Consider the following 22,627-nt stretch of genomic DNA (forward strand, 5'->3'; position numbering starts at 1 on the left):
CAGGCCTACGGGGCAGGTGATACTCTTATTAACTACACGTCCAGCAGCAGACGCGTTGGATCTTCCAGCAACTCTTTAATGGTTACCAGGAAGCCGACTGACTCACGACCATCGATCAGACGGTGGTCATAAGACAGCGCCAGATACATCATCGGCAGGATTTCAACCTTACCGTCTACGGCCATCGGACGATCTTTGATGGCATGCATACCCAGGATGGCGCTCTGCGGTGGGTTGATGATCGGCGTAGACATCAGGGAACCGAATACACCACCGTTAGTAATGGTGAAGTTACCGCCCGTCAGATCTTCCACCGTCAGCTTGCCGTCGCGACCTTTAACTGCCAGTTCTTTAATATTTTTCTCGATGTCCGCCATACCCAGCAGATCCACATCGCGCAGAACCGGCGTTACCAGACCACGTGGCGTGGAGACCGCCATGCTGACATCAAAGTAGTTGTGGTATACCACGTCATCACCATCGATGGACGCGTTGACTTCCGGATAGCGTTTCAGCGCTTCAACCACCGCTTTCACGTAGAAAGACATAAAGCCCAGACGGATACCGTGGCGTTTCTCAAACGCGTCACCGTACTGCTTACGCAGATCCATGATTGGCTTCATGTTGACTTCGTTAAATGTGGTCAGCATCGCGGTGGAATTTTTCGCTTCCAGCAGACGCTCAGCCACGCGTTTGCGCAGACGGGTCATCGGAACACGTTTTTCACCACGCGCGCCAAGTTGAGCCTGTGACGAAGGTGCAGCGGCTGGCGCTTTGGCTTCTGCTTTCGCCGCCGGTGCTTTGGCCAGATGTTTTTCAACATCTTCACGTGTGATACGACCACCGACGCCGGTGCCGTTAATGGCGCTGGCTTCGAGGTTATGCTCACCCAACAGGCGACGGATCGCCGGGCTCAGGGCATCGTTGTTCTGCTCAGCAAGAGACGCCTGTTGGCGCTGTGCAGGAGTAGAATCTTTCTCTTCAGACTTGGCACTGGTCTCTTTACCGCTGCTGTTGCCTTCACGCAGGCGACCAAGGATCTGGCGAGAAGTGACGGTTGTCCCTTCATCTTCCAGAACCGCATCAAGAATACCGTCCGCTGATGCCGGTACTTCCAGTACCACTTTGTCAGTTTCGATTTCTACCAGTACTTCATCACGACGTACTGCATCGCCCGGTTTTTTGTGCCAGGTTGCAACCGTTGCATCCGCTACGGATTCAGGCAGGTCGGGAACAAGAATATCTACGCTACTCATTATTTATCCTTTATTTAATCGACGTTCAGCGCGTCATTAACCAGATCTTGTTGCTGCTTCTGGTGAACAGACATATATCCTACTGCCGGGGAGGCAGAGGCCGGGCGACCTGCATAACGCAGAGCGGACCCAAATGGAATTACTTCACGGAAATGATGCTGGCTGCAGTACCATGCGCCCTGGTTGAGCGGCTCTTCCTGGCACCAGACAAAATCATGTACATGAGCAAACGGTTTCAGCGCTTCCTGCACCGCTTTATGCGGGAACGGATAGAGCTGTTCGATGCGCACAATGGCAACATCTTTTTGGTCGTTCTTGCGGCGTTGCTCCAGCAGGTCGTAACAAACCTTACCAGAACACATCACGACACGCTTCACGCCTTTCGGATCAAGTTCATCTACTTCGCCAATGGCTGGCAGGAAGGTGCCATTTGCCAGTTCGTCCAGCGTGGACACTGCCAGCGGATGTCGCAGCAGCGACTTCGGTGACATCACCACCAGCGGACGACGCATCCCGCGCAGTGCCTGACGACGCAGCATGTGGTAGACCTGTGCCGGGGTGGACGGGACGCAAACCTGCATGTTTTGCTCAGCGCAAAGTTGCAGATAACGTTCCAGACGTGCGGAGGAGTGCTCCGGGCCCTGACCTTCATAGCCGTGTGGTAGCAGCATAACCAGACCGCACATACGGCCCCACTTCTGCTCGCCGGAAGAGATGAACTGGTCAATCACCACCTGCGCACCGTTGGCAAAGTCGCCAAACTGCGCTTCCCAGATGGTCAGCGTACGCGGTTCTGCTGTGGCATAACCATACTCGAACGCCAGCACGGCTTCTTCAGACAGCACGGAGTCCCATACGCGGAACGTGCCCTGGCCGTTATGCACATGCTGCAGCGGCGTGTAGGTTGAACCGTTCGCCTGGTTATGGATCACTGCGTGACGGTGGAAGAAGGTTCCACGACCGGAGTCTTCACCCGACAGACGAACTGGGATGCCTTCGTCAACCAGCGTGGCATAAGCCAGATTCTCTGCCCCACCCCAGTCGAACAGCTTCTCGCCTGCGGCCATGGCCTGACGGTCACCGTAAATTTTGGCAACGCGCGACTGCATTTCAACGGCTTCAGGCACGGTACTGATGCGTTTTGCCAGCTCCTGCAGACGCTTCATTTCTACCTTGTTCGGGTAGCTTTCGTCCCACTCGTGGTTGAGGTACGGCGACCAGGTGAAGGAGTGCATGTTCATTGGACGCCACTCTTTCACGACGCATTCGCCAGCATCCAGCGCGTCACGATACAGATTGACCATTTCGGTCGCATCTTCCAGCGTGGCGACTTTATCCGCTTCCAGCTTGTCAGCGTAGATTTTACGCGGGGTCGGATGCTTTTTGATTTTCTGATACATCAGCGGCTGAGTTGCACTCGGCTCGTCGGCTTCGTTGTGGCCATGACGGCGGTAGCACACCAGATCGATGAACACATCGCGTTTGAAGGTATTACGGAAGTCCAGCGCCAGACGCGTCACGAAAGCGACCGCTTCCGGGTCATCCGCGTTAACGTGGAAGATTGGCGCCTGAACCATCTTACCGATGTCGGTGCAGTACGGCGTAGAACGCGCATCCAGCGGGTTAGAGGTAGTAAATCCCACCTGGTTGTTGATCACGATGCGAACGGTACCGCCCACTTCGTAACCACGCGCTTTCGACATGTTCAGGGTTTCCTGAACCACGCCCTGCCCGGTTACCGCCGCATCGCCGTGGATGGTGATTGGCAGTACCTTGTTGCTGCTTGGCTCGTCCAGACGATCCAGACGCGCGCGCACGGAACCGATAACCACCGGGCTAACGATTTCCAGGTGCGACGGGTTAAACGCCAGCGCCAGGTGAACCAGACCGCCTTCGGTTTCGATATCCGACGAGAAGCCCATGTGATACTTCACGTCGCCGGTACCGAGGTGTTCTTTATGTTTGCCAGCGAACTCGTCGAACAGGTCCTGCGGTTTTTTACCCAACACGTTGACCAGCACGTTTAGACGGCCACGGTGCGCCATACCCAGCACCACTTCACGGGTACCACTGTTGCCGGCGTGGCGGATCATCTCTTTGAGCATTGGGATTAACGCATCCCCGCCTTCCAACGAGAATCGTTTCGCTCCCGGGAACTTCGCGCCCAGGTAGCGTTCCAGACCTTCCGCAGCGGTCAGTTCGCTGAGGAAGCGTTTCTTCTCTTCACTACTGAACGCGGCGCGGCCAGACTCGATACGCTGTTGAAGCCAGCGTTTTTCTTCAGTGCTGGTAATGTGCATATACTCGGCGCCAATCGGGCCGCAGTAGGTTTGTTTCAACGCGACAACCAGGTCGCTCAGCTTCATCGTGTCTTTGCCGCCGGCAAAAGAACCTACGTTAAAGCTTTCCTGGAAATCCGCATCGGTCAGATCGTGGAAGGACGGATCCAGATCGGCCACATTTTCTTGCTGCCACAGTCCCAGCGGATCGAGATTCGCATGCTGATGACCGCGGAAACGGTAGGCGTTAATGAGCTGCAGGACTTTAACCTGCTTCACATTGGCATCAGGATCGGAAATAGAAGAAGAGTAACGTGGGGTAATCAACGCCTGCCGACGGAAATAATCACGTGTTTTTGAGTGGAGTTGATCCGGTTTGACTCCGGTACCAGGTAACTGCTGGAACGTCGAACGCCAGTTAGCATCTACCGAGTCAGGGTCGGTTAAGAAGTCTTCATAGAGCTGTTCTATCCAGCTCTGGTTTGAACCAGAGAGGTAAGAAGAGTCCAACCAGGCTTTCAAAGCGCTGTTCTGCATCGTGATCCCTTAAGCATCTTTTCTGCTTATTTAATACTCTAAATAGATCACGTTTCAGGAAGGCGGCAAGCTTGCGAATCCCTGGGAGCTTACATCCAGTAAGTGACCAGGGTGAGCAAGTGCAGCCAACGCACATGCAACGTGATCTATGACGAGTATTTCGCCGTGGATACTACCACGCACACCGATGTGCGTGCCGGGGTTCACTTGTTGCGGACTGTCGTGTTTTCTGCGTCCGCTAAGGAACCTTTAAAAACTGTCTAATAATCTTCGCTGTTCAGGCTGCGATTATTGCTATCAATGTGGCAGTTTTTAGAGGTTTCCTGCACTACCGGGGAATCACTTCCCCGGCAACAACAACTATTTATGCACTACGTTTGAGCAGCATCGACTTAATATGGCCGATGGCACGCGTCGGGTTCAGCCCTTTAGGACATACACTGACGCAGTTCATGATGCTATGGCAGCGGAATACGCTGAAAGCATCACTTAAACCTTCCAGGCGGCTGTCGGTCTCGGTATCGCGGCTATCAATTAAGAAGCGATACGCGGCCAGCAGGCCTGCCGGGCCAATAAACTTGTCCGGGTTCCACCAGAACGATGGGCAGGACGTTGAGCAGCATGCACACAAAATACATTCATACAGCCCATCGAGCTTCTCACGCTGCTCAGGCATTTGTAAATGCTCACGAGCCGGCGGATTTTTCCCATTATTCAACAAGTAAGGCTTAATCTTCTCATACTGTGCGTAGAATTGCCCCATGTCTACCACCAAATCGCGCACAACCGGTAAGCCCGGCAGCGGGCGAATGACAATTTTCTTGCCCGGCTGATTCAGCGCAGAAATAGGTGTGATACAGGCCAGTCCATTTTTGCCGTTCATATTCAGACCGTCGGAGCCGCAGACCCCTTCACGGCAGGAGCGGCGGAACGACAGCGATGGGTCTTTTTCTTTCAGCTGCATCAACGCATCCAGCAGCATCATGTCGCGCCCTTCTTCCGCCTCCAGGGTGTAATCCTGCATGCGCGGAGCGTCGTCAACATCCGGGTTATAGCGATAAACTGAAAACTCGAGTTTCATTGTCCTGTCTCCGCATTAATAAGTACGAATCTTCGGCGGGAATGCCGGGCGCAGCTTCGGTTCCATATTGACTTGACGTCGCGTCATGGATTCCGACTCTGGCAGGTACAGGGAATGGCACAGCCAGTTTTCATCATCACGTTCCGGGAAGTCGAAGCGGCTATGCGCGCCACGGCTTTCGGTACGGAAGTTTGCAGATACTGCGGTGGCGTACGCGGTCTCCATCAGGTTATCCAGTTCCAGGCACTCAACACGCTGGGTGTTGAACTCGCTGGAGGTATCGTCCAGACGGGCATTTTTCAGACGCTCGCGAATCGCTTTCAGCTCTTCCAGACCTTTCGCCATCGCATCGCCTTCGCGGAATACCGAGAAGTTGTGCTGCATACATTCCTGCAGCGCTTTGCGAATCGCCACCGGGTCTTCACCGTTGCGGTTGCCGTTCCAGCGATTCAGGCGCGCCAGAGAAGCATCGATTTCATCTTCGGTCGCATCCAGCAGGTCGCCCTGCTCGGCGATAGACTCTTGCAGATGCAGCCCCACCGCACGACCAAACACCACCAGGTCCAGCAGCGAGTTGCCGCCCAGACGGTTTGCACCATGAACCGATACACAGGCAATTTCACCGACGGCAAACAATCCAGGGATCACCACATCTTCGCCCTGCTCGTTTACGGTCAACGCCTGGCCGGTTACTTTGGTCGGAATACCGCCCATCATATAGTGGCAGGTTGGGATAACCGGGATCGGCTCTTTCACCGGATCAACGTGAGCGAAGGTGCGAGACAGCTCGAGAATGCCCGGCAGACGGGATTCCAGTACTTCTTTACCCAGGTGGTCAAGTTTCAGCTTGGCGTGTGGGCCCCATGGGCCGTCGCAGCCGCGACCTTCACGGATTTCGATCATGATGGAACGCGCCACCACGTCACGACCCGCCAGGTCTTTCGCATTTGGCGCATAACGCTCCATAAAGCGCTCGCCGTGTTTATTCAGCAGGTAGCCACCTTCACCACGGCAGCCTTCTGTGACCAGAACACCCGCACCGGCGATACCGGTTGGGTGGAACTGCCACATCTCCATATCCTGCACCGGAACACCGGCGCGGATAGCCATACCAACGCCGTCACCGGTGTTGATGTGGGCATTAGTAGTGGACTGATAAATACGGCCAGCACCACCAGTCGCCAGCACGGTTGCGCGAGCTTTGAAGTAAACGACTTCACCGGTTTCGATACACAGCGCGGTACAACCGACAATCGCGCCATCGGCATTTTTAACCAGATCCAGCGCATACCATTCTGAGAAGATGGTGGTATGGTTTTTCAGGTTCTGCTGATACAGCGTGTGCAACAGCGCATGACCGGTACGGTCTGCCGCGGCTGCGGTACGTGCCGCCTGCTCACCGCCGAAGTTCTTCGACTGGCCGCCAAACGGACGTTGATAAATGGTGCCATTATCAAGGCGAGAGAACGGCAGCCCCATGTGATCCAGCTCCAGAATCGCTTCCGGACCGGTCTTACACATATATTCAATAGCGTCCTGATCACCAATGTAGTCCGACCCTTTTACTGTGTCGTACATGTGCCATTCCCAGTTATCTTCATGGGTATTACCGAGCGCAACGGTGATACCACCTTGCGCAGATACGGTATGGGAACGGGTTGGGAACACCTTGGAGAGCAGCGCACAGGTCTGACCGCTCTGGGAAATTTGCAGCGCCGCGCGCATACCTGCGCCGCCGGCACCAATCACAACAGCATCAAATTCTCTGACTGGCAGTTTCATTACACACCCCACACCACAACAAATCCATAAATGACGTAAACCACCAGCGCAACGACGATAGCCAGTTGCAGAATCAGGCGCACAGCCAGAGGTTTAACGTAGTCGGTCAACACCTGCCACATGCCGATCCAGGCATGAATCAAGATGGAAAAAAGTGCCAGCAGGGTGAAGACTTTGGTGAATGCCGATGAGAAGAAACCGGTCCAGACTTCAAACGTCAGCTCGCCGCTGGTGGCGAAGAAGCCGACCATATAGATGATGTATAACGTCAGAACGATAGCGGTAGCACGAACCAGAATGAAGTCATGTACGCCGTTGCGTCCTAATGCGGAGGCGTTGCTTACCATACGAGGACTCCTGCGAGAAGTGAAAGCACGACAATGATAACGAAACAAATTTTGGCGGAGCGTGTCCCTGCTTCGAGGGTTTCTTCGATATAGCCAAAATCCATCAACAGATGGCGAATGCCCATTACGGCGTGATATGCCAGCGCAATCAGGATCCCCCACAGAATTAACTCCACAAAGAAGTTATTCATAATGGATGACGCCGCGAGGAAACCTTCAGGGGAGGAAAGGCTGGTACCCAATAACCACAACAGAATCCCGACCGCCACGAAGGTGATCACTCCGGATACGCGATGGAGAATGGACGCTATCGCCGTGATTGGGAACCGGATCGTTTGCAGATCCAGATTGACAGGTCTTTGTTTTTTCACATTTCTTATCATGAATAACGCCCACATGCTGTTCTTATTATTCCCTTTGGACTTCGGGTACAGAAGATGAAGACACCTGTAGCCTGAAAGACGACGGGATTTCCTTCCTCCGGTCTGCGTGCGGGTCAGACAGCGTCCTTACTATAACTACGCGTCATATAAAACACTGCTTCCAGATGCTAAAACGACACGTTACAACGCTGGTTGGCTCGGGATTGCAGGGTATTCCGGAGACCTGGCGGCAGTATAGGACGTTCACAAAATCATTACAATTAACCTACATATAGTTTGTCGGGTTTTATCCCGAACAGTGACATAGGTCACGATAACAACATTATTTTAATTTTTAATCATCTGATTTGACAATCATTAAACAAAGTTGTTACAAACGACACCAGAAAAAGCATATAATGCGTAAAAGTTATGGGGTCACTCTTTCACCGGAGATTTAGTTATGCAACAGTGTGGAAGTATTGACCAATACCGTCAGGACAGTTATTAGTGATAGACAGGTTTAATAATTCGGATTGCTAAGTTCTTGATTTGCAGTTTATTCGCCATGAAAAGACCGTTTTACCTGCAAGCGCCCATAGCTCTGTACCCAGGTCATCCCCTCTTTCGCAGAGCGGCGAGCCAAATAACAAACTGGTAACGGTTCATTGATGTACGAAAGCAAATGTGAGTTCCGGCAGTCTTAAGCAATAAGGCGCTAAGGAGACCGTAAATGGCTGATACTAAAGCAAAAATCACTCTAAATGGTGATACTGCTATTGAACTGGATGTGCTGAAAGGTACGCTCGGTCAAGATGTTATTGATATTCGTAGTCTCGGTTCAAAAGGGATGTTCACTTTTGACCCAGGTTTTACCTCTACCGCATCCTGCGAATCCAAAATTACGTTCATCGATGGTGACGAAGGTATTTTGCTGCATCGCGGCTTCCCGATTGACCAGTTGGCGACCGAGTCCAACTATCTGGAAGTGTGTTATATCCTGCTGTACGGCGAAAAACCGACGCAGGAAGAGTACGACGGGTTCAAAACTACGGTCACTCGCCATACCATGATCCACGAGCAGATCACCCGTCTGTTCCACGGTTTCCGCCGCGACTCTCACCCGATGGCCGTTATGTGCGGTGTTACTGGTGCGCTGGCTGCGTTCTACCACGATTCGCTGGATGTGAATAATCCGCGTCACCGCGAAATCGCCGCTTTCCGTCTGCTGTCCAAAATGCCGACCATGGCCGCGATGTGCTACAAATACTCCATCGGACAGCCGTTCGTGTACCCGCGTAATGATCTCTCTTACGCCGGTAACTTCCTGAACATGATGTTCTCCACGCCGTGCGAAAAATATGAAGTAAACCCGATTCTGGAACGCGCAATGGACCGTATCTTGATCCTGCACGCCGACCACGAACAGAACGCCTCGACGTCTACCGTACGTACCGCGGGTTCGTCTGGCGCTAACCCGTTTGCCTGCATTGCAGCCGGTATTGCTTCCCTGTGGGGACCGGCACACGGCGGTGCAAACGAAGCTGCACTGAAAATGCTGGAAGAAATCAGCTCCGTTAAACACATTCCAGAATTTGTTCGCCGCGCGAAAGACAAGAATGATTCTTTCCGCCTGATGGGCTTTGGTCACCGTGTTTATAAAAACTATGACCCACGCGCCACCGTGATGCGTGAAACCTGTCACGAAGTGCTGAAAGAACTGGGCACCAAAGATGATCTGCTGGAAGTGGCTATGGAGCTTGAGCACATTGCGCTCAACGACCCGTACTTCATTGAGAAGAAACTCTACCCGAACGTAGACTTCTACTCCGGCATCATTCTGAAAGCAATGGGTATTCCGTCTTCTATGTTCACCGTTATTTTCGCCATGGCGCGTACCGTTGGCTGGATTGCACACTGGAACGAAATGCACACCGACGGCATGAAGATCGCACGTCCACGTCAGCTGTATACCGGCTACGACAAACGCGATTTTAAGTCTGAAATTAAGCGTTAATTGTCTGCCGGATAGCGTTAGCGCCTTTCCGGCTTACAACAATCAGCTCCCCCTGGCCGGACAAGGCGTTAAAGCCACAATCCGGCCTGTTTTTCTTGATCCATATTATTTTATTCTCATCACGCCTTTTCTATGATTTACTGAGATTTCCCTCATTTTACTCAGGAGCACGGGATGCCTGTTTTGCAGTGGAGCCTGTTGTTTCTGCTATCACTCCTTCTTTCCCTGTTCTTTCTGTTTATCCATCTTCCTGGACCCTTGCTGCTCGGTTCGATGATCGTCGGTATCATTTTCAGTCTGCGCGGCATCTCATTGCGCCCTCCCCGCTTCACGTTTCTTGGTGCCCAAGCGATCCTCGGTTGCATGATTGCCCAAAACCTGACTGGCTCAATCTTTACAACCCTTGCGGCCCACTGGCCGATGGTGATGGTTATCCTGATAGCAACCCTTGTCAGCAGCGCGGTAATCGGCTGGCTGCTTGTTCGCTACAGTAGTCTACCGGGGAACACCGGTGCATGGGGCTCATCACCGGGCGGTGCAGCGGCCATGGTCGCGATGGCGCAGGATTATGGTGCCGACATCCGTCTGGTGGCGTTTATGCAGTATCTGCGGGTATTATTAGTGGTTGGCGCTGCGGCGCTGGTCACCCGACTGGTAATGGGTGAACAGGCCCAAACGGTCAGCGAGCAAATCGTCTGGTTCCCACCGCTGAGCGGCAATCTGTTCAGCACCATCTTGTTGGCTGCTATTGCCGGAATAGCCGGGCGTTTACTGCGCATTCCCTCTGGCGTCATGTTGCTCCCGATGCTGGCTGGTGCACTGTTAAATGCCGGTGGGGTGATGGTGATCGAGCTGCCGGAGTGGCTACTGGCAATAGCCTATATGTCCATCGGCTGGCAAATCGGCCTCGGCTTTGACAAGCAGATCTTTTTAATGGCGCTGCGCCCTTTGCCGCAGATCCTGTTGTCCATTTTTTCACTGATGGCGATCTGTGCCGCGATGGCCTGGGGACTGGCGCATTACATGCAGATTGATTTTCTCACTGCCTATCTGGCGACCAGTCCAGGTGGCGTGGATTCTGTCGCGGTGATTGCCGCAGGAAGCCACGCCGATATGGCGCTGATCATGGCGATGCAAACCCTGCGGCTATTCAGTATATTATTGACTGGTCCGGCAGTGGCGCGATTTATTTCGGTGCATGCGCCAAAATAATTCCCCTCATAAACCCGGATCAGTTTAAGTTATATTTAAACCCTACCCTGATTTGATATTCATTTTTTGTATCATTACCATCTTTATATTTATCAAGATAGCCTAATTCAAAAAACGGATAAAAACGTGGCGTAGCATGGAAATTAAATACAAAGTTATGCTGCAGGGTATGATTCTTGCCATTAGCATACTCAAATTTATCGCCATGAGTTTTACTGTAATACGTCGGATTGTATTGCACCCAGAAGTTTGGCGTAAAATATTTGGTTAAATAAATATCGACACGGTGTTCCGAAGAATCATCCCAGTCGCCTTGCAATGTTTCGCTGTCATGGTTTTGGTGGTTATAGCGATAGCGTAAAACCGCACCCAGCGTCGGATCAAAATGATAGCCAATCCCGATATAAGGATCAACGCGTGAACCGGCAGACTCCCAGTGAAACACCACGCCAGGCTCAAGCCAGAAGTCACTCTCACCCAGCGCAAAAGGTTTGTTAAACTCAGCTTCCTGATAACTGCTTTTCCACTGATCCATGTTTTTTCCTAGATCGGCATCGGTTTCAAAACTCCAGTACATTTTGCTGAAAATTGAGTCAGGATCCTGTACCACGCCGGTTAACATCAGTCGCTGTAAAAAACCTTTGCTGGCTGTACGATACTGCGTACGCGGCGCAAAATAAACCGTCGTAAAAGGAGTTGATTTTACCTGAGGGACCGTTGTCGTATTATTTTCCGCAGCCAAAGCGCCAGTTGAGGGCATGACCAATACAGCCATTAATATGGCCTTCTTAATATTATTGCTTTTCATTATACTTTCCTCGCCGTACAGAGATAAAAGCTCCCCCTGCTAAACCAATAGCATATTTATTAAACTGGGGGAGCGGTATATTACCAGTAGCTATTCCAGCAGGATGTTGCGCGGGTCAATGCTTCCATCAGAAAATAATCACCCCACGCACAGCATTCATCGACGCCAACATTACCTTTAAAATAATATACAGAGTGCTGTAATAATCCTTCGCCTGCTTTATGCACAGTATTGAGATAGTCATCAAGCATTCGCGCAATCATTCGTAATGCCAGCGCTTCGTAGCTTTCACGATCTGGATGAGTCGCCGGGAGCTGCTTAACCAACTCCAGCAAGGCGCAGGCAAGTATTGCGCTGGCTGAGCTATCCCTTTCACTATGGGGATCGGTGAGTGCCAAATCCCAATAACAAATAAGATCTTCCGGTAAACGATTTATAAAGTAATTTGCCAGCGTCTGACTCAGTTCCAGTAGTCGTTCATCTCCGGTATAGAGATAATTCAGCAAAAAGCCATAAACGCCCCATGCCTGCCCACGCGACCAGCAGGAATCATCAGAAAAACCCTGATGAGTATTGCCAAATCGCGGTTCCCCGGTGTGAACATCCATATAGTACGTATGGAACGTCGAACCGTCCTCGCGCACAATATAACGTCGTGCCTGCTCAATATGATTTTTTGCCGCTTCTGCATAACGTGGATCGCCGGTGCTGGCGCTGGCCTGATACAGTAATGGCAGATTCATATTGCAGTCTATAATCATCCTGCCCTGCTGCTCTGGATTATCCAGTTCGCCCCACGCCTGAATAATGCCGCATTTCTCGTGATAGCGTTCCATCAGCACTTCTGCTGCCTGCTGCGCGATATAAGCTGCCTCGCGATTGCCGGTCAGTTTATTAGCCGCTATGCAGGAAAGGCTGTACAGAAAACCCAGATCGTGGTGATTAGTATGATCCCGTCTGGCAATACGTTCGCCAAAAGAACGAACATGTTGTTCGGCCAACGTACGATAGGCATCATTACGCGTCCATTCCCATGCCAGCCACAGTTGGCCAGTCCAGAAACTGGTAGTCCATTCCTGATTATCAATAATTGGATAACGCCCGTCCTCACATGCCGCATCGGGAAAACGCGAGCCAAAATAAACGCTGTTACGATCGATAGCAGATAAAATTACCGGTAAAGCACGGCGAATCTTCTGCGCAATAGCAGCGCGTTCGCCGCTTCGCAGGACAACAGGAACGATCGGTTCTTTACGAATAGTTGCAGACATAATTCTCTCGTTTTCTTTACTTTAATGGGTGGCTTCTTGCCCATGGACAGGGGCTGCAATATTTTTTTTATGTTGATAGCAAGTAGAAAGCGTGAAGGCAGAGATCCCGGTAAATACCAGGGCAACCACGCCCATAATCAGATAGGTATGCTCAAAACCAATTTTTTGGTAGGCATAGCCAGCAGGCGGCGCCACGACAATTGAGCCGACGTAAATCATGGCCTGATAGCCCAGCAGATACATCGTGGCGTTAACGCGTTTATCGAAATGCTCGGCAATATATTTGAAGACTGAAACCAGAATTAGGGCGATTTCAATTCCATATAATGGTTTAACCAGACAGATGATCAGCGGATCGTTAGTTAGTCCGGAGATAATCAAACGTAAGCTAATCACCAGACCGGTCAGGATCATCCCCTGCTTGGCGCCAATGCGGTTAATAATGGCAGGCACCAGCATCATGCCGAAAAACTCAGCGGCCGACTGCGCGGTACTCATATAGCCAAACATGGCATTACCTTCTTCTTTAGTGCTAAAGAAAGTGACGAAATAGCGAGAGAACTGTTGCTCGGCAATAAACATCATCCATGCCACTCCCGCGATATACAGCGCAAAGGTCCAGAATTTTTTATTACGTAACAGCTCGAACACATCACCAATCACAATCTTCTCTTTCGACAGGACGTTATTCTCTTCCTGGCCAAAGTGATCAACTTTCAGCGTCAACAGAACCGCAAACATGCACAGTGCGGAGACGCTACTGATAACAAAGTTTATTTTGGGGGATATATTGTAGAGATAACCGGAGAATGACGACGCTGTTGCCCAGCCCAGCGCCGCCCACATGCGTATCCGGCCAAACTCCATCGCGTACAGACGGCTGAAACGGTCAACATAGGACTCCTCCGCCGCCACGCCCGCATACCAACCGAGGCTGAAAAATAGCGCGCCGACGATCATCCCGCTGATAAAATGCGTTTGTAATAGCGGCAGGTAACACCAGATGAAAAAGGGTGCCATCAGGGCCGAAACGAGACAGACAAAATAAAGCAGATGTTTTTTCATGCCCATTTTATCCATGATGTAACCGTAAACAGGTTTGATAACTACCGCAAAAACGCCGTTTACAGCAAACACCGTGCCGATTTCCACACCATCCAGCCCGGCTTTATCTCCCAGCCAGATAGCATACAGACCAAAACTGGCCGCCCAGGTAAAGGTAAACAGGAATACAAACAGACTTAATTTTATGTAAGCCGAGCGCGTCGACTGCACAGAGTTAGCCATTATTTTTCTCCGGAGATGCGTTAGTTATAAGATTTCCAACGTTTTGGCACCCAGCGTCAGCGCCTGGTTTTCGCAGTCGAAGGCCATTGCCACTGGGGGCGGCAGCCATAAAAGCGAAGTGGCATTGATGGCGCAGACCAGCCAGTGCGTGCCCGGTGTAAGCGTGCTACGAAGACAGGGGATCTCTCCCGGAGATGCATACAGAATATTGCTGTTAGGTGGCGTAGTGACGACCTCCGGTTGGCGTCCAGCCAACAGATCGGTTATCTGACATACACCTGAGATGGCGCGAAGCGTGACCCCGTGCTGTGCAGTTTTGGTATCGATAAGCTGATGGCGATTAAGCGCAAATCCCCCTTCCACACACTCAAGCGTACGCGCGGTTTCCACGCGATGGATTCGAATATGCCCTTGCTGAAACGGGATCAGCCAGGTCGTCACTGCGACATCTGACCATGGGAGCCAACGGCTTCGAATCAACGTATCGGTCATTTCTACAGCCTCGCACTCACGGCGGCCGCGCCAATAGTTGTCCTGTTCGCTGAACATCAGCATCGAATCACAGGCCGCATGGTTGATGCCATAAAGACCACGCTCAAGGGTAAAACCGAAGTGGCTGGAGTAAGCAAATTTGCCGTATTTGGCATCGAAATTGACAAAATTATTGCGATCGTACTGCCCGGACATCAGCATCCAGGCGTGTCGATTTTCATCATCATGAACGACAAATTGCCCAGCTTCCTTGATCGGATGAATTGGCTCTGGTTCAGGCAACGGGGCCGACTCGGCTTGCCAGAACGCGCTCTGTTCCGGCAGTGCCAGAATCAGCAATGCCTTACATGCCCACCAGGGCGAGCACGGGCTGTTGTAATCTTCAGTCATCACCAGATTCGGATAGGTATATCCCAGCGAGAATAACCCCTCCGGATCAATGAAAGGCTGCGCTAACCACCAGTCGAGGTGGCGCAAAATAACGCCTTTTACGATAGGGAGCGTAAAAACATCCAGCCCTGTCCAGACGACAGCGCTCCAGAACGCAACCTGGACAAAGCGATAAGTCAGGCTGCGACCAAACGGAATCGCATTCCCGTCACTGGTAAAGTAATAGATGTAATCTTTGGCAAACTGACGCGCGCGATGGCGATAGCGCAGGCAACGTTCAGGGTCAGCGTCCTGCATAAAATGGCTATATAGCAAACTGTAAAAATGAAACCCACTGGAGATATAGTAATCGCGCGGTTTGCCTGCACCGTCGGAATACCAGCCGTTACCGAGCCAGAACGACTCAATCGCGTTCAGATGTTTATCAATAACCATCATATCGTAGTGGCGTCCGACACATTTAAGCCCGACCTGCACCAATACCGGGAAAAAGTGCCAGTTATTATCCGGGATTTGGATTTCAGCACTTTGCCGTAACCAGCGCTCCAGATTGCCCTGCTCATCGGCTGTTAACTCGTTCCACAACCCCGTATTAGGCAGCGCCAGCGCAACGCCAAAAGCGGCCATTTCCACGCAGCGCTGATCGTTATCGACCAGATTGCCCCAATAGTCCGGATGTTTGGGATCGCAGCCATGACGAATACCGCGAATAAATGTCTCACGATAATCACTCGCCTCTCCTCCGCTCAGCAACGGCGATAGGATCCACAGCAAACGCGCGAACCCCTCTATTCCGGCAATGTCTGCCGGATATTGTGCTGACGTATTTCCAACGTCCAACCGCGTATTATCGCGAGTGAGATGAGGAATGGCTGATACCAACCATTTCCGCGCCATTTCTACATATTCTTGCCTTGCCCGCATAATGAAACCTCGTTTCATTTGATGAAGTGTTGGGCGCATAATAAGGATTTGGCCTGACATACAAATGTGATAATTGTCGTATTTCCGCACAACACTGGTGATGAAGAACAACATTCATCTGCATTTCACAGCAAAAATTCGATTACAGTGATAAAAACTTAAGTTTGTTAACATCACCCAATGAGACAGTTATGCAGCAGACTGAAGACAGCAGCTATCTTGAACACATTAATATCAACGATAAGTCGATTTACTTTAATCGTATGAAGAATATGCCTGCCAACTACTATCACTGGCATCAGTGCGTGGAGATACTATCGGTCTCTCAGGGAGTTGGTATCGCGCTTATGGAGCACCAGCAGTACACCGTTAAACCTGGGCGAATCTTTATTTTCCCGCCAGGAAAGTTGCATAAAGTGTTTGTCGAACAGAATGCACGCAATATTTATCACCGCACAACGCTGCACTTTAACGCCCCGCAGATTGAGCAGTACCTGCGGGACTTTCCTCGACAGCAAATGCTGCTGCGCCAGCTGTGCGCCAGGGGAGAGAAAGCGAGGGTATTTGACGTAGGCGACGTTCAGCCGGTCATTGAAACGTTGCTGAGCCGGTTTGAAGAACAGATCAAAAGCCAGACCTTTAGCATCAGTGACAGCGCATTCCTGGTGATGCAACTTATTAGCCTACTGCCACATCAGGCGCAGGCCACGGGGCAAAATACATTTTCGGTAAGCATTATCCGTTGGATCGAAACACACTTTCATCAGCGCTGCTCGCTGGAAGATATCGCCAGTGAAATGGGGTGTTCACGAGGTCATGCCTCGCGCCGTTTTCACGAAGAGACCGGGGGCACTATTCAGGAATACCTGATGATGCGGCGTATTCGTCAGGCCTGCGAACTGCTGTTACATACCAACGGCTCGGTACGCGATATCGCCGCCCAGGTCGGCTTCTCCGAATATGCCTGGTTTATTACCAGCTTTCGCAAAAACATGGGTAAAACGCCGCTGCAATATCGCAAAACCTATGCTTCGGTATAGACCTATCTTTGACATCCCGGACACCAGTAAAAGGGTCGCGAAGAGAGCGTCGTTTTCTCAATGATTCCGCCACAGCGCTCACAGACTTCGCCATTGCGGTGAAAGACCTTAAAGCGAAACAGCGCGCCGTGATGTTTGTTCTCATCCACCAGCCCGCGGGTGTTATAGGACAGACGTGGAATATCAAGCAGCGCATGCGCCAACGCATCCAACTGTTCATCGGCAAGCTGCGACGCTTTATGCTGCCCGGTCAACCCTACCTGCCAGAGAATCTCTACCCGCAAGTAGTTACCTAATCCGGCGAGAAATGTCTGATCGAGCAGCAGGCCAGAAAACTGCCGGTTGCGAAAACGCGGGGATAACAGACGTGCTTTAACGTCATCGGGCATTAAACGTAGATCCAGTACGTCCGGCCCAACCCGCAGCAGGAACGGATGGGTGGTAAGTTGTTCTGGCGTCAGCATCTCGATATCAGACGCGCTATAGAGCAGGATAGTTTTGTCTTGTGTTTGCAAACTGACACGGAGTACCCGTGAGGTCTGTGGGATGTTGCCCGTCTCCACCACTCGCCACACACCATAGAGCTGATTGTGGCTGTACAGCGTCAGACCATTAGAGAAATGGGTCAGTAATGCTTTCCCCCGCGTTTCAAGCTGAGTAACACGCTGCCCAATCAGTTGAGATTGATACGGTTTTAGCTGCTCAAAGGCAAACCAGACATCGGTCAGGGGTTTGCCTTTGACTGCCGCCTCCAGGTTATCCGCCGCGCGGCGGATCTCCGGGCCTTCAGGCATAATACTGTCCTTTGTTAATGTGTTGCGCCGCCCGTCACTGCGATGTCATTTTCCACCTGCAATGCTGTGGCAATTGCGACTTCCAGCGCCCGGCGTACTGTTTCAGCCGCCATACTTGGCGCCCCGGGATGCTGTGCGGCCTGTTGCGGCAAATAAGGGATATGAATAAAGCCGCCCTTCACCGCCGGTGCGTCGCGTAGTTTATGCAGCAGGCCATACATCACGTGGTTACACACGAAAGTGCCAGCGGTCTGGGAAACCGAGGCCGGAACTCCCGCGTTGCGCAACGCCACAACCATCGCTTTGATCGGCAGTGTACTAAACCATGCCGCCGGACCATCGGCCACAATCGGCACATCTACCGGCAGTTGACCTTTATTGTCCGCGATACGCGCATCGTCCACGTTGATTGCCACGCGTTCCACGGTGATATCCGTGCGGCCCCCGGCCTGCCCGACTGCGAGCACCAGCGATGGCGACAGCGCGTCAATCGCGCCATTGAGTACGACAAGAGCCTCGCCAAAGACGCACGGCAACTGGCGGGCGACGACGCGACACCCACCGATGATAGCATTGTCGAGACCCGAGACCACTTCCCAAGAAGGGTTAACTGACTCGCCGCCAAAGGGTTCAAATCCCGTGATGAGTACTGTTTTCATCCTGTCACCTTACAAGAACATCAGGAAATACATCAGGAACACGTTGACCAGCAGCAGCAGTATGCCGGTTGGCACCTGCGCCTTAATCACCGCGTTTTTGTCCGGTAGCTCAAGTAGCGCAGCAGGGACAATGTTAAAATTCGCCGCCATCGGTGTCATCAATGTCCCGCAATAACCGGAGAACATACCAATTGCCGCCATTACCGCCGGATTACCGCCGTGCTGCAGCACGAGGATCGGAATACCAATCCCGGCGGTCACGATCGGAAAAGCTGCAAACGCATTACCCATCACCATCGTCAGCAATGCCATGCCGATGGTGTACACTGCCACCGCGATAAAACGACTGTCTACCGCCAGATATTCCTGCGTCAGATATGAAATGCCGCTGCCTACGCCCGCTGCCGTAAACAACAGTCCGAGCGTAGCCAGAATCTGCGGCAAGATGAAAGCCCAGCCAATGGAATCCAGCAGGCGACGCGCCTCCTGGATCGGTTGATGCGCCCGCTCATGGGTCATTTTAACCGCCATTGCCAGACCAATTAATGAACCTGCGGTCATCGAAAACAGCGTCACCAGCGTGGCGTGATTGCCCGGCCCAAATAGCGCATCCTGTAAGCCCGGAATGTGATTAAACATCAGCACGCCGATAACGGTCACCACCGGGATAGCCAGCGCAGGGAAAAACAAGCGGTTACCCAGTCGGCTGGCGCTCTCTTCACGCTGTTGTTGTGTACGTTGATGGTAGCTTCCCAGCTTCACGCCACCAAAACCGGCAATCAGCGCCAGGACGACCACCGCAACACCGACGGCAATATGTACCGCGCGTTTGTCGCCAAACAGCGAGTATGTCCAGTCACCAAGCAGAAACAGTACGCCGTATATGCCCCAAAACAGACCAGTGGTGAAACGACGCGGGTTCGCTTTATCCTGCCAGGACATGACGGCCACAATCAGTAATACCGCGCCCGCCAGCCAGTAGAGGTAGCTTTGTTGAAAATTCATTGTGCTTCCCCTTTCGCTACGGCATTCGCTTTCGCCACTTCACGTTGCAAATAGCTATCCAGACGCCACAGACGTGCGCCATGGATCAAGAAGGCACAAATTGCCGTCGGGATCCCCCACAGGGCAATGTGTAACGGTTCAGTCTGGATCCCGCCGGACTCCAGCATAAAGTTGTGCATGAAGATGATGGCGCCGAAAGCAACAAAGATATCTTCACCGAAAAACAGCCCGACATTATCGGTCGCAGCGGACATGGCGCGCAGTCGATAGCGTACCGCCCCAGGTATCTCGCCGTGATTTTTCTCAGCGGCTCCTTCCGCCATCGGCGCCAGCAGCGGACGCACCATTTGCGGATGTCCCCCCAGACTGGTCAGCCCTAACGCAGCGGTCGCTTCGCGAATGAACAAATAAACAATCAGCAGACGGCCGCTGGTTGCGCTGCGAATTTTTGCGATCCACGTCTGTGCACGTTCTTTCAGACCGTGACGCTCCAGCAGACCGATTACCGCCAGTGGGATCAGCAGGATAAACGGCAGGTTGCGTGTGTTAAGAAAACCTTCACCCAGTTTCTCGAGAATAGTGGCGATAGGCATATGCGCCGCCAGTCCCGTGACGATCCCGGCAATAATAACCACCAATACCGGGTTAAAACGTAAAAGAAATCCGACCACGATGACGGCGATCCCCGTCAATGGCCAGAGAGAAATAGCCTCTCCCATAATTAAATCCCTTATGTTGTTGTGTAATATGTTATTGTTTTGTATGAATAATTTTATGCGCTAATTTGAATATTGCATGCTTCAAAGGCGCTACGCAAGCGACGGGTAAAAGCGAGTGCGTGCTCGCCATCCCCATGAATGCATACCGTCTGGGCCGTCACGCTCGCCCATGTTCCACTCTGGCTTTTTACTCTGCCGGATTGCACCATTTCTAACGTTTGCGCCAGCGCCAGCTCTTCATCTTCAATCAGTGCGCCTGGCTGGCTGCGCGGTACAAGACTGCCATCAGCCTGATAACCCCGATCGGCAAACACTTCCTGGCGCGTTACCAGGCCATAGTGTTCTCCGGCACGGATCAGCTCACTGCCTGCAAGGCCCACCAGAACCAGCGACGGATCGCAGGCATGTACCGCTTTGGCAATCGCATCGGCTAACTGAGGATCTTTAGCGGCCTGGTTATACAGCATACCGTGCGGTTTGACATGACGCATTGCGCCACCCTCAGCCCGCGTAATAGCAGCCAACGCACCAATTTGATACAGCGTTTGCGCATACACCGTTTCCACAGGCAAGGTCATAGCGCTACGGCCAAAATTTTCCCGATCCGGAAAGCTCGGATGCGCACCTATCGCCACGCCATTTTTTAGCGCTTCACGCACGCTTAAGAGCATTGTCTGCGCATCACCAGCGTGAAACCCACAGGCAATGTTGGCTGAAGAGACCAGTTGCAGCAACGCGGCATCGTTAGCGCATCCCTCGCCGAGGTCTGCATTGAGATCAATTTTCATTGTTTAGTCTCCATGCTAATTGTTCCAGATAACGCTGCCGATCCTGGCGCGCCTTGAGCGCTTCCTCCAGCGAACACTGCACAAAATGAATCGGCTGGCCGAGCGGGATCTGCGCCAGATGATACATATCCGCCTCGATGATACAGGCGATGCGCGGATAGCCGCCTGTCGTCTGCGCATCGTTCATCAGTACGATCGGCTGGCCGTTATGCGGAACCTGCACCACACCGGGAAGCAAACCATGTGACAGCAGCTCGCGATCGGTCGTGCGCGTCAGCGGCTGCCCTTGCAGACGATACCCCATCCGGTTACTTTGTGGGCTGAGCTGCCACGGCGAACGCCAGAAAGAAGCCTGCGATACCTCGTCGAACTCCTGATATTCAGGCCCGGGCAGCGCACGAATATTGTTTCCCCACATCAGCTGTTTTACGCCCTGCGGCCCGCTGAATTGCCGGGTTGAAGTGCCAATTGCCAGCCGATCGCCATCACATAGCAGGCGCCCTTCCAGCCCGCCAATGCCCACTTTGAGATCGGTACTGCGCGAACCCATAACTTCGGGAACATCAAAACCGCCCGCTACCGCCAGATAGCTGCGCATGCCGTGATGCGGACGTTTTAGCGTCAGGCGCTGCCCGGCTTTCACCGGTAGCCGCCATCCGCTCCATACGGGAGTACGATCCAGCTGCGCTTCGCATCCTGCACCGGTCAGGGCAAACCAGCCATCGGCTTCAAATTCCACCACCAGCTGCCCCAGCGTGATTTCCAGCGCAGCGGCATTCGCATCGTTGCCCACCAGCAGGTTGGCAACGTTCAGTGCCGGTTTATCCAGCGCGCCGCAGTGACTGATTCCGGATTGACGAAAACTATGGCGTCCCCCGTCCTGGACTGAGGTATACATGCCAGCGCGAATAATGTTTAACATACCCCCTCCTTCTGCGGGACAAACCGCACGGTATCACCAGCCCGTAACAGAATCGGCTCTTGCCGTTTTGGATCAAATAATGCAACGGAGGTACGGCCAATCAATTGCCACCCGCCAGGCGTGGAAAGCGGATAGACCCCCGTCTGGGATCCGCCAATACCTACAGAACCTGCCGGAACAAGCAGACGCGGTTCTGCACGCCTGGGTGTATGGAGCTGTTCAGGTAAACTCCCCAGATAGGGAAATCCGGGCTGGAATCCGATAAACCACACCACGTAATCAACCGACGCATGAAGCTCAACAACCTGCTTGTCGCTTAATCCGCTGTGCCGGGCGACCTCTGCCAGATCGGGGCCGGCCTCACCGCCATAGATAACGGGTATTTCAATAAAGCGTGAGTCCGGCTCCAGCGCCTCACTCTCTTCCCACCAGCGCTGCAGGCGTTCAATCGCATCCAGAGCCAGCGTTTGCGGGTCGCGCAAGGTCACCGTGATATTGTTCATACCCGGAATAGCTTCCAGTACATTAGGGGCATCAACCAGACGCTGCGCCAGACGCCAGATGCGTTTCTGAGTCGCCAGCGTAATGGGCGGTTCCAGTTCTAGAACCACCGCTGTTTCACCTAACAGATAACAACGCGCTCGCTGCACTTTCG

Annotated in this window: 21 protein-coding genes; 4 read left to right on the forward strand and 17 right to left on the reverse strand. The window is 52.5% G+C overall.

Going from position 1 to position 22,627, the window contains the following annotated elements:
- Positions 1-32: 32 nt before the first annotated feature.
- From odhB to sdhC, 6 genes are all read right to left on the reverse strand, one after another.
- A complete protein-coding gene (gene odhB / locus OGY15_RS02610) occupies positions 33-1,256 on the reverse strand; it encodes a 2-oxoglutarate dehydrogenase complex dihydrolipoyllysine-residue succinyltransferase (RefSeq protein ID WP_187252794.1) in 1,224 nt (407 codons plus the stop codon).
- Between the two features lie 14 nt (positions 1,257-1,270).
- Positions 1,271-4,072: a 2-oxoglutarate dehydrogenase E1 component gene (gene sucA / locus OGY15_RS02615; RefSeq protein ID WP_286538079.1), complete on the reverse strand. Its 2,802-nt coding sequence runs from the start codon at positions 4,070-4,072 to the stop codon at positions 1,271-1,273.
- A 364-nt stretch (positions 4,073-4,436) separates the two neighbouring features.
- On the reverse strand, positions 4,437-5,153 hold the full coding sequence (gene sdhB, locus OGY15_RS02620) for a succinate dehydrogenase iron-sulfur subunit SdhB (protein WP_003022921.1): 717 nt from the start codon (positions 5,151-5,153) through the stop codon (positions 4,437-4,439).
- Positions 5,154-5,168: 15 nt separating this feature from the next.
- On the reverse strand, positions 5,169-6,935 hold the full coding sequence (gene sdhA, locus OGY15_RS02625; protein ID WP_003022919.1) for a succinate dehydrogenase flavoprotein subunit: 1,767 nt from the start codon (positions 6,933-6,935) through the stop codon (positions 5,169-5,171).
- Positions 6,935-7,282: a succinate dehydrogenase membrane anchor subunit gene (gene sdhD, locus OGY15_RS02630; RefSeq protein ID WP_005122550.1), complete on the reverse strand. Its 348-nt coding sequence runs from the start codon at positions 7,280-7,282 to the stop codon at positions 6,935-6,937. The genes sdhA and sdhD overlap by 1 nt, the downstream gene beginning before the upstream one ends.
- Positions 7,276-7,680: a succinate dehydrogenase cytochrome b556 subunit gene (gene sdhC, locus OGY15_RS02635; RefSeq protein WP_016152282.1), complete on the reverse strand. Its 405-nt coding sequence runs from the start codon at positions 7,678-7,680 to the stop codon at positions 7,276-7,278. Before sdhC ends, sdhD begins: the two co-directional genes overlap by 7 nt.
- 437 nt (positions 7,681-8,117) lie before the next feature.
- On the opposite strand from sdhC, the gene OGY15_RS24775 reads away from it, so the two are divergent.
- From OGY15_RS24775 to OGY15_RS02645, 3 genes are all read left to right on the forward strand, one after another.
- A complete protein-coding gene (locus OGY15_RS24775) occupies positions 8,118-8,171 on the forward strand; it encodes a hypothetical protein (protein ID WP_418135082.1) in 54 nt (17 codons plus the stop codon).
- Positions 8,172-8,377: 206 nt separating this feature from the next.
- Complete coding sequence (locus OGY15_RS02640) at positions 8,378-9,661, forward strand: citrate synthase (protein ID WP_151219548.1); 1,284 nt, start codon at positions 8,378-8,380, stop codon at positions 9,659-9,661.
- Between the two features lie 174 nt (positions 9,662-9,835).
- Complete coding sequence (locus tag OGY15_RS02645; protein WP_151219547.1) at positions 9,836-10,873, forward strand: AbrB family transcriptional regulator; 1,038 nt, start codon at positions 9,836-9,838, stop codon at positions 10,871-10,873.
- Between the two features lie 19 nt (positions 10,874-10,892).
- On the opposite strand, the gene OGY15_RS02650 is transcribed toward OGY15_RS02645, so the two are convergent.
- The 4 genes from OGY15_RS02650 to OGY15_RS02665 all read right to left on the reverse strand — a co-directional run bounded on the left by OGY15_RS02650 (position 10,893) and on the right by OGY15_RS02665 (position 16,045).
- Complete coding sequence (locus OGY15_RS02650; protein WP_286538083.1) at positions 10,893-11,681, reverse strand: oligogalacturonate-specific porin KdgM family protein; 789 nt, start codon at positions 11,679-11,681, stop codon at positions 10,893-10,895.
- Positions 11,682-11,761: 80 nt separating this feature from the next.
- Positions 11,762-12,952, reverse strand: a complete 1,191-nt coding sequence (locus tag OGY15_RS02655; RefSeq protein ID WP_151219545.1) for a glycoside hydrolase family 88 protein — start codon at positions 12,950-12,952, stop codon at positions 11,762-11,764.
- Between the two features lie 21 nt (positions 12,953-12,973).
- The gene (locus OGY15_RS02660) at positions 12,974-14,239 is read right to left on the reverse strand and encodes an oligosaccharide MFS transporter (protein WP_187252798.1); all 1,266 of its coding nucleotides are present in this window, start codon (positions 14,237-14,239) and stop codon (positions 12,974-12,976) included.
- Between the two features lie 24 nt (positions 14,240-14,263).
- Positions 14,264-16,045: a DUF2264 domain-containing protein gene (locus OGY15_RS02665; RefSeq protein ID WP_286538094.1), complete on the reverse strand. Its 1,782-nt coding sequence runs from the start codon at positions 16,043-16,045 to the stop codon at positions 14,264-14,266.
- 191 nt (positions 16,046-16,236) lie between these two features.
- Here OGY15_RS02665 and OGY15_RS02670 point away from each other — a divergent pair, with 191 nt between their 5' ends.
- Entirely contained in the window at positions 16,237-17,085 is an 849-nt protein-coding gene (locus OGY15_RS02670) for an AraC family transcriptional regulator (RefSeq protein ID WP_151219542.1), read from the forward strand.
- Positions 17,086-17,087: 2 nt separating this feature from the next.
- Here the strand turns inward: OGY15_RS02670 and nei are convergent, their stop codons facing one another.
- The 7 genes from nei to pxpB are packed head-to-tail and all read right to left on the reverse strand — an operon-like array spanning position 17,088 to position 22,622.
- On the reverse strand, positions 17,088-17,879 hold the full coding sequence (nei, locus tag OGY15_RS02675) for an endonuclease VIII (protein WP_286538097.1): 792 nt from the start codon (positions 17,877-17,879) through the stop codon (positions 17,088-17,090).
- Between the two features lie 14 nt (positions 17,880-17,893).
- On the reverse strand, positions 17,894-18,538 hold the full coding sequence (gene pcp, locus OGY15_RS02680) for a pyroglutamyl-peptidase I (protein WP_286538099.1): 645 nt from the start codon (positions 18,536-18,538) through the stop codon (positions 17,894-17,896).
- A 9-nt stretch (positions 18,539-18,547) separates the two neighbouring features.
- Positions 18,548-19,543, reverse strand: coding sequence for a DUF979 domain-containing protein (locus OGY15_RS02685; RefSeq protein ID WP_187259439.1), 996 nt, complete (start codon positions 19,541-19,543; stop codon positions 18,548-18,550).
- Positions 19,540-20,262: a DUF969 domain-containing protein gene (locus OGY15_RS02690; protein ID WP_151219539.1), complete on the reverse strand. Its 723-nt coding sequence runs from the start codon at positions 20,260-20,262 to the stop codon at positions 19,540-19,542. The genes OGY15_RS02685 and OGY15_RS02690 overlap by 4 nt, the downstream gene beginning before the upstream one ends.
- A 53-nt stretch (positions 20,263-20,315) precedes the next feature.
- A complete protein-coding gene (gene pxpA / locus OGY15_RS02695; RefSeq protein ID WP_187252802.1) occupies positions 20,316-21,050 on the reverse strand; it encodes a 5-oxoprolinase subunit PxpA in 735 nt (244 codons plus the stop codon).
- Complete coding sequence (gene pxpC, locus OGY15_RS02700; RefSeq protein ID WP_151219537.1) at positions 21,040-21,972, reverse strand: 5-oxoprolinase subunit PxpC; 933 nt, start codon at positions 21,970-21,972, stop codon at positions 21,040-21,042. The genes pxpA and pxpC overlap by 11 nt, the downstream gene beginning before the upstream one ends.
- Positions 21,966-22,622, reverse strand: coding sequence for a 5-oxoprolinase subunit PxpB (pxpB, locus tag OGY15_RS02705; protein ID WP_286538105.1), 657 nt, complete (start codon positions 22,620-22,622; stop codon positions 21,966-21,968). The genes pxpC and pxpB overlap by 7 nt, the downstream gene beginning before the upstream one ends.
- Positions 22,623-22,627: the final 5 nt, after the last annotated feature.

The sequence above is a fragment of the Citrobacter sp. Cu231 genome (assembly GCF_030332265.1).
GTDB lineage: Bacteria > Pseudomonadota > Gammaproteobacteria > Enterobacterales > Enterobacteriaceae > Citrobacter > Citrobacter meridianamericanus.

What these genes read in the sequence shown, in the direction of transcription:
- odhB (WP_187252794.1), bottom strand. Translation starts at nt 1,256, where the DNA reads ATGAGTAGCGTAGATATTCTTGTTCCCGACCTGCCTGAATCCGTAGCG.
- sucA (WP_286538079.1), bottom strand. Translation starts at nt 4,072, where the DNA reads ATGCAGAACAGCGCTTTGAAAGCCTGGTTGGACTCTTCTTACCTCTCT.
- sdhB (WP_003022921.1), bottom strand. Translation starts at nt 5,153, where the DNA reads ATGAAACTCGAGTTTTCAGTTTATCGCTATAACCCGGATGTTGACGAC.
- sdhA (WP_003022919.1), bottom strand. Translation starts at nt 6,935, where the DNA reads ATGAAACTGCCAGTCAGAGAATTTGATGCTGTTGTGATTGGTGCCGGC.
- sdhD (WP_005122550.1), bottom strand. Translation starts at nt 7,282, where the DNA reads ATGGTAAGCAACGCCTCCGCATTAGGACGCAACGGCGTACATGACTTC.
- sdhC (WP_016152282.1), bottom strand. Translation starts at nt 7,680, where the DNA reads ATGTGGGCGTTATTCATGATAAGAAATGTGAAAAAACAAAGACCTGTC.
- OGY15_RS02640 (WP_151219548.1), top strand. Translation starts at nt 8,378, where the DNA reads ATGGCTGATACTAAAGCAAAAATCACTCTAAATGGTGATACTGCTATT.
- OGY15_RS02645 (WP_151219547.1), top strand. Translation starts at nt 9,836, where the DNA reads ATGCCTGTTTTGCAGTGGAGCCTGTTGTTTCTGCTATCACTCCTTCTT.
- OGY15_RS02650 (WP_286538083.1), bottom strand. Translation starts at nt 11,681, where the DNA reads ATGAAAAGCAATAATATTAAGAAGGCCATATTAATGGCTGTATTGGTC.
- OGY15_RS02655 (WP_151219545.1), bottom strand. Translation starts at nt 12,952, where the DNA reads ATGTCTGCAACTATTCGTAAAGAACCGATCGTTCCTGTTGTCCTGCGA.
- OGY15_RS02660 (WP_187252798.1), bottom strand. Translation starts at nt 14,239, where the DNA reads ATGGCTAACTCTGTGCAGTCGACGCGCTCGGCTTACATAAAATTAAGT.
- OGY15_RS02665 (WP_286538094.1), bottom strand. Translation starts at nt 16,045, where the DNA reads ATGCGGGCAAGGCAAGAATATGTAGAAATGGCGCGGAAATGGTTGGTA.
- OGY15_RS02670 (WP_151219542.1), top strand. Translation starts at nt 16,237, where the DNA reads ATGCAGCAGACTGAAGACAGCAGCTATCTTGAACACATTAATATCAAC.
- nei (WP_286538097.1), bottom strand. Translation starts at nt 17,879, where the DNA reads ATGCCTGAAGGCCCGGAGATCCGCCGCGCGGCGGATAACCTGGAGGCG.
- pcp (WP_286538099.1), bottom strand. Translation starts at nt 18,538, where the DNA reads ATGAAAACAGTACTCATCACGGGATTTGAACCCTTTGGCGGCGAGTCA.
- OGY15_RS02685 (WP_187259439.1), bottom strand. Translation starts at nt 19,543, where the DNA reads ATGAATTTTCAACAAAGCTACCTCTACTGGCTGGCGGGCGCGGTATTA.
- OGY15_RS02690 (WP_151219539.1), bottom strand. Translation starts at nt 20,262, where the DNA reads ATGGGAGAGGCTATTTCTCTCTGGCCATTGACGGGGATCGCCGTCATC.
- pxpA (WP_187252802.1), bottom strand. Translation starts at nt 21,050, where the DNA reads ATGAAAATTGATCTCAATGCAGACCTCGGCGAGGGATGCGCTAACGAT.
- pxpC (WP_151219537.1), bottom strand. Translation starts at nt 21,972, where the DNA reads ATGTTAAACATTATTCGCGCTGGCATGTATACCTCAGTCCAGGACGGG.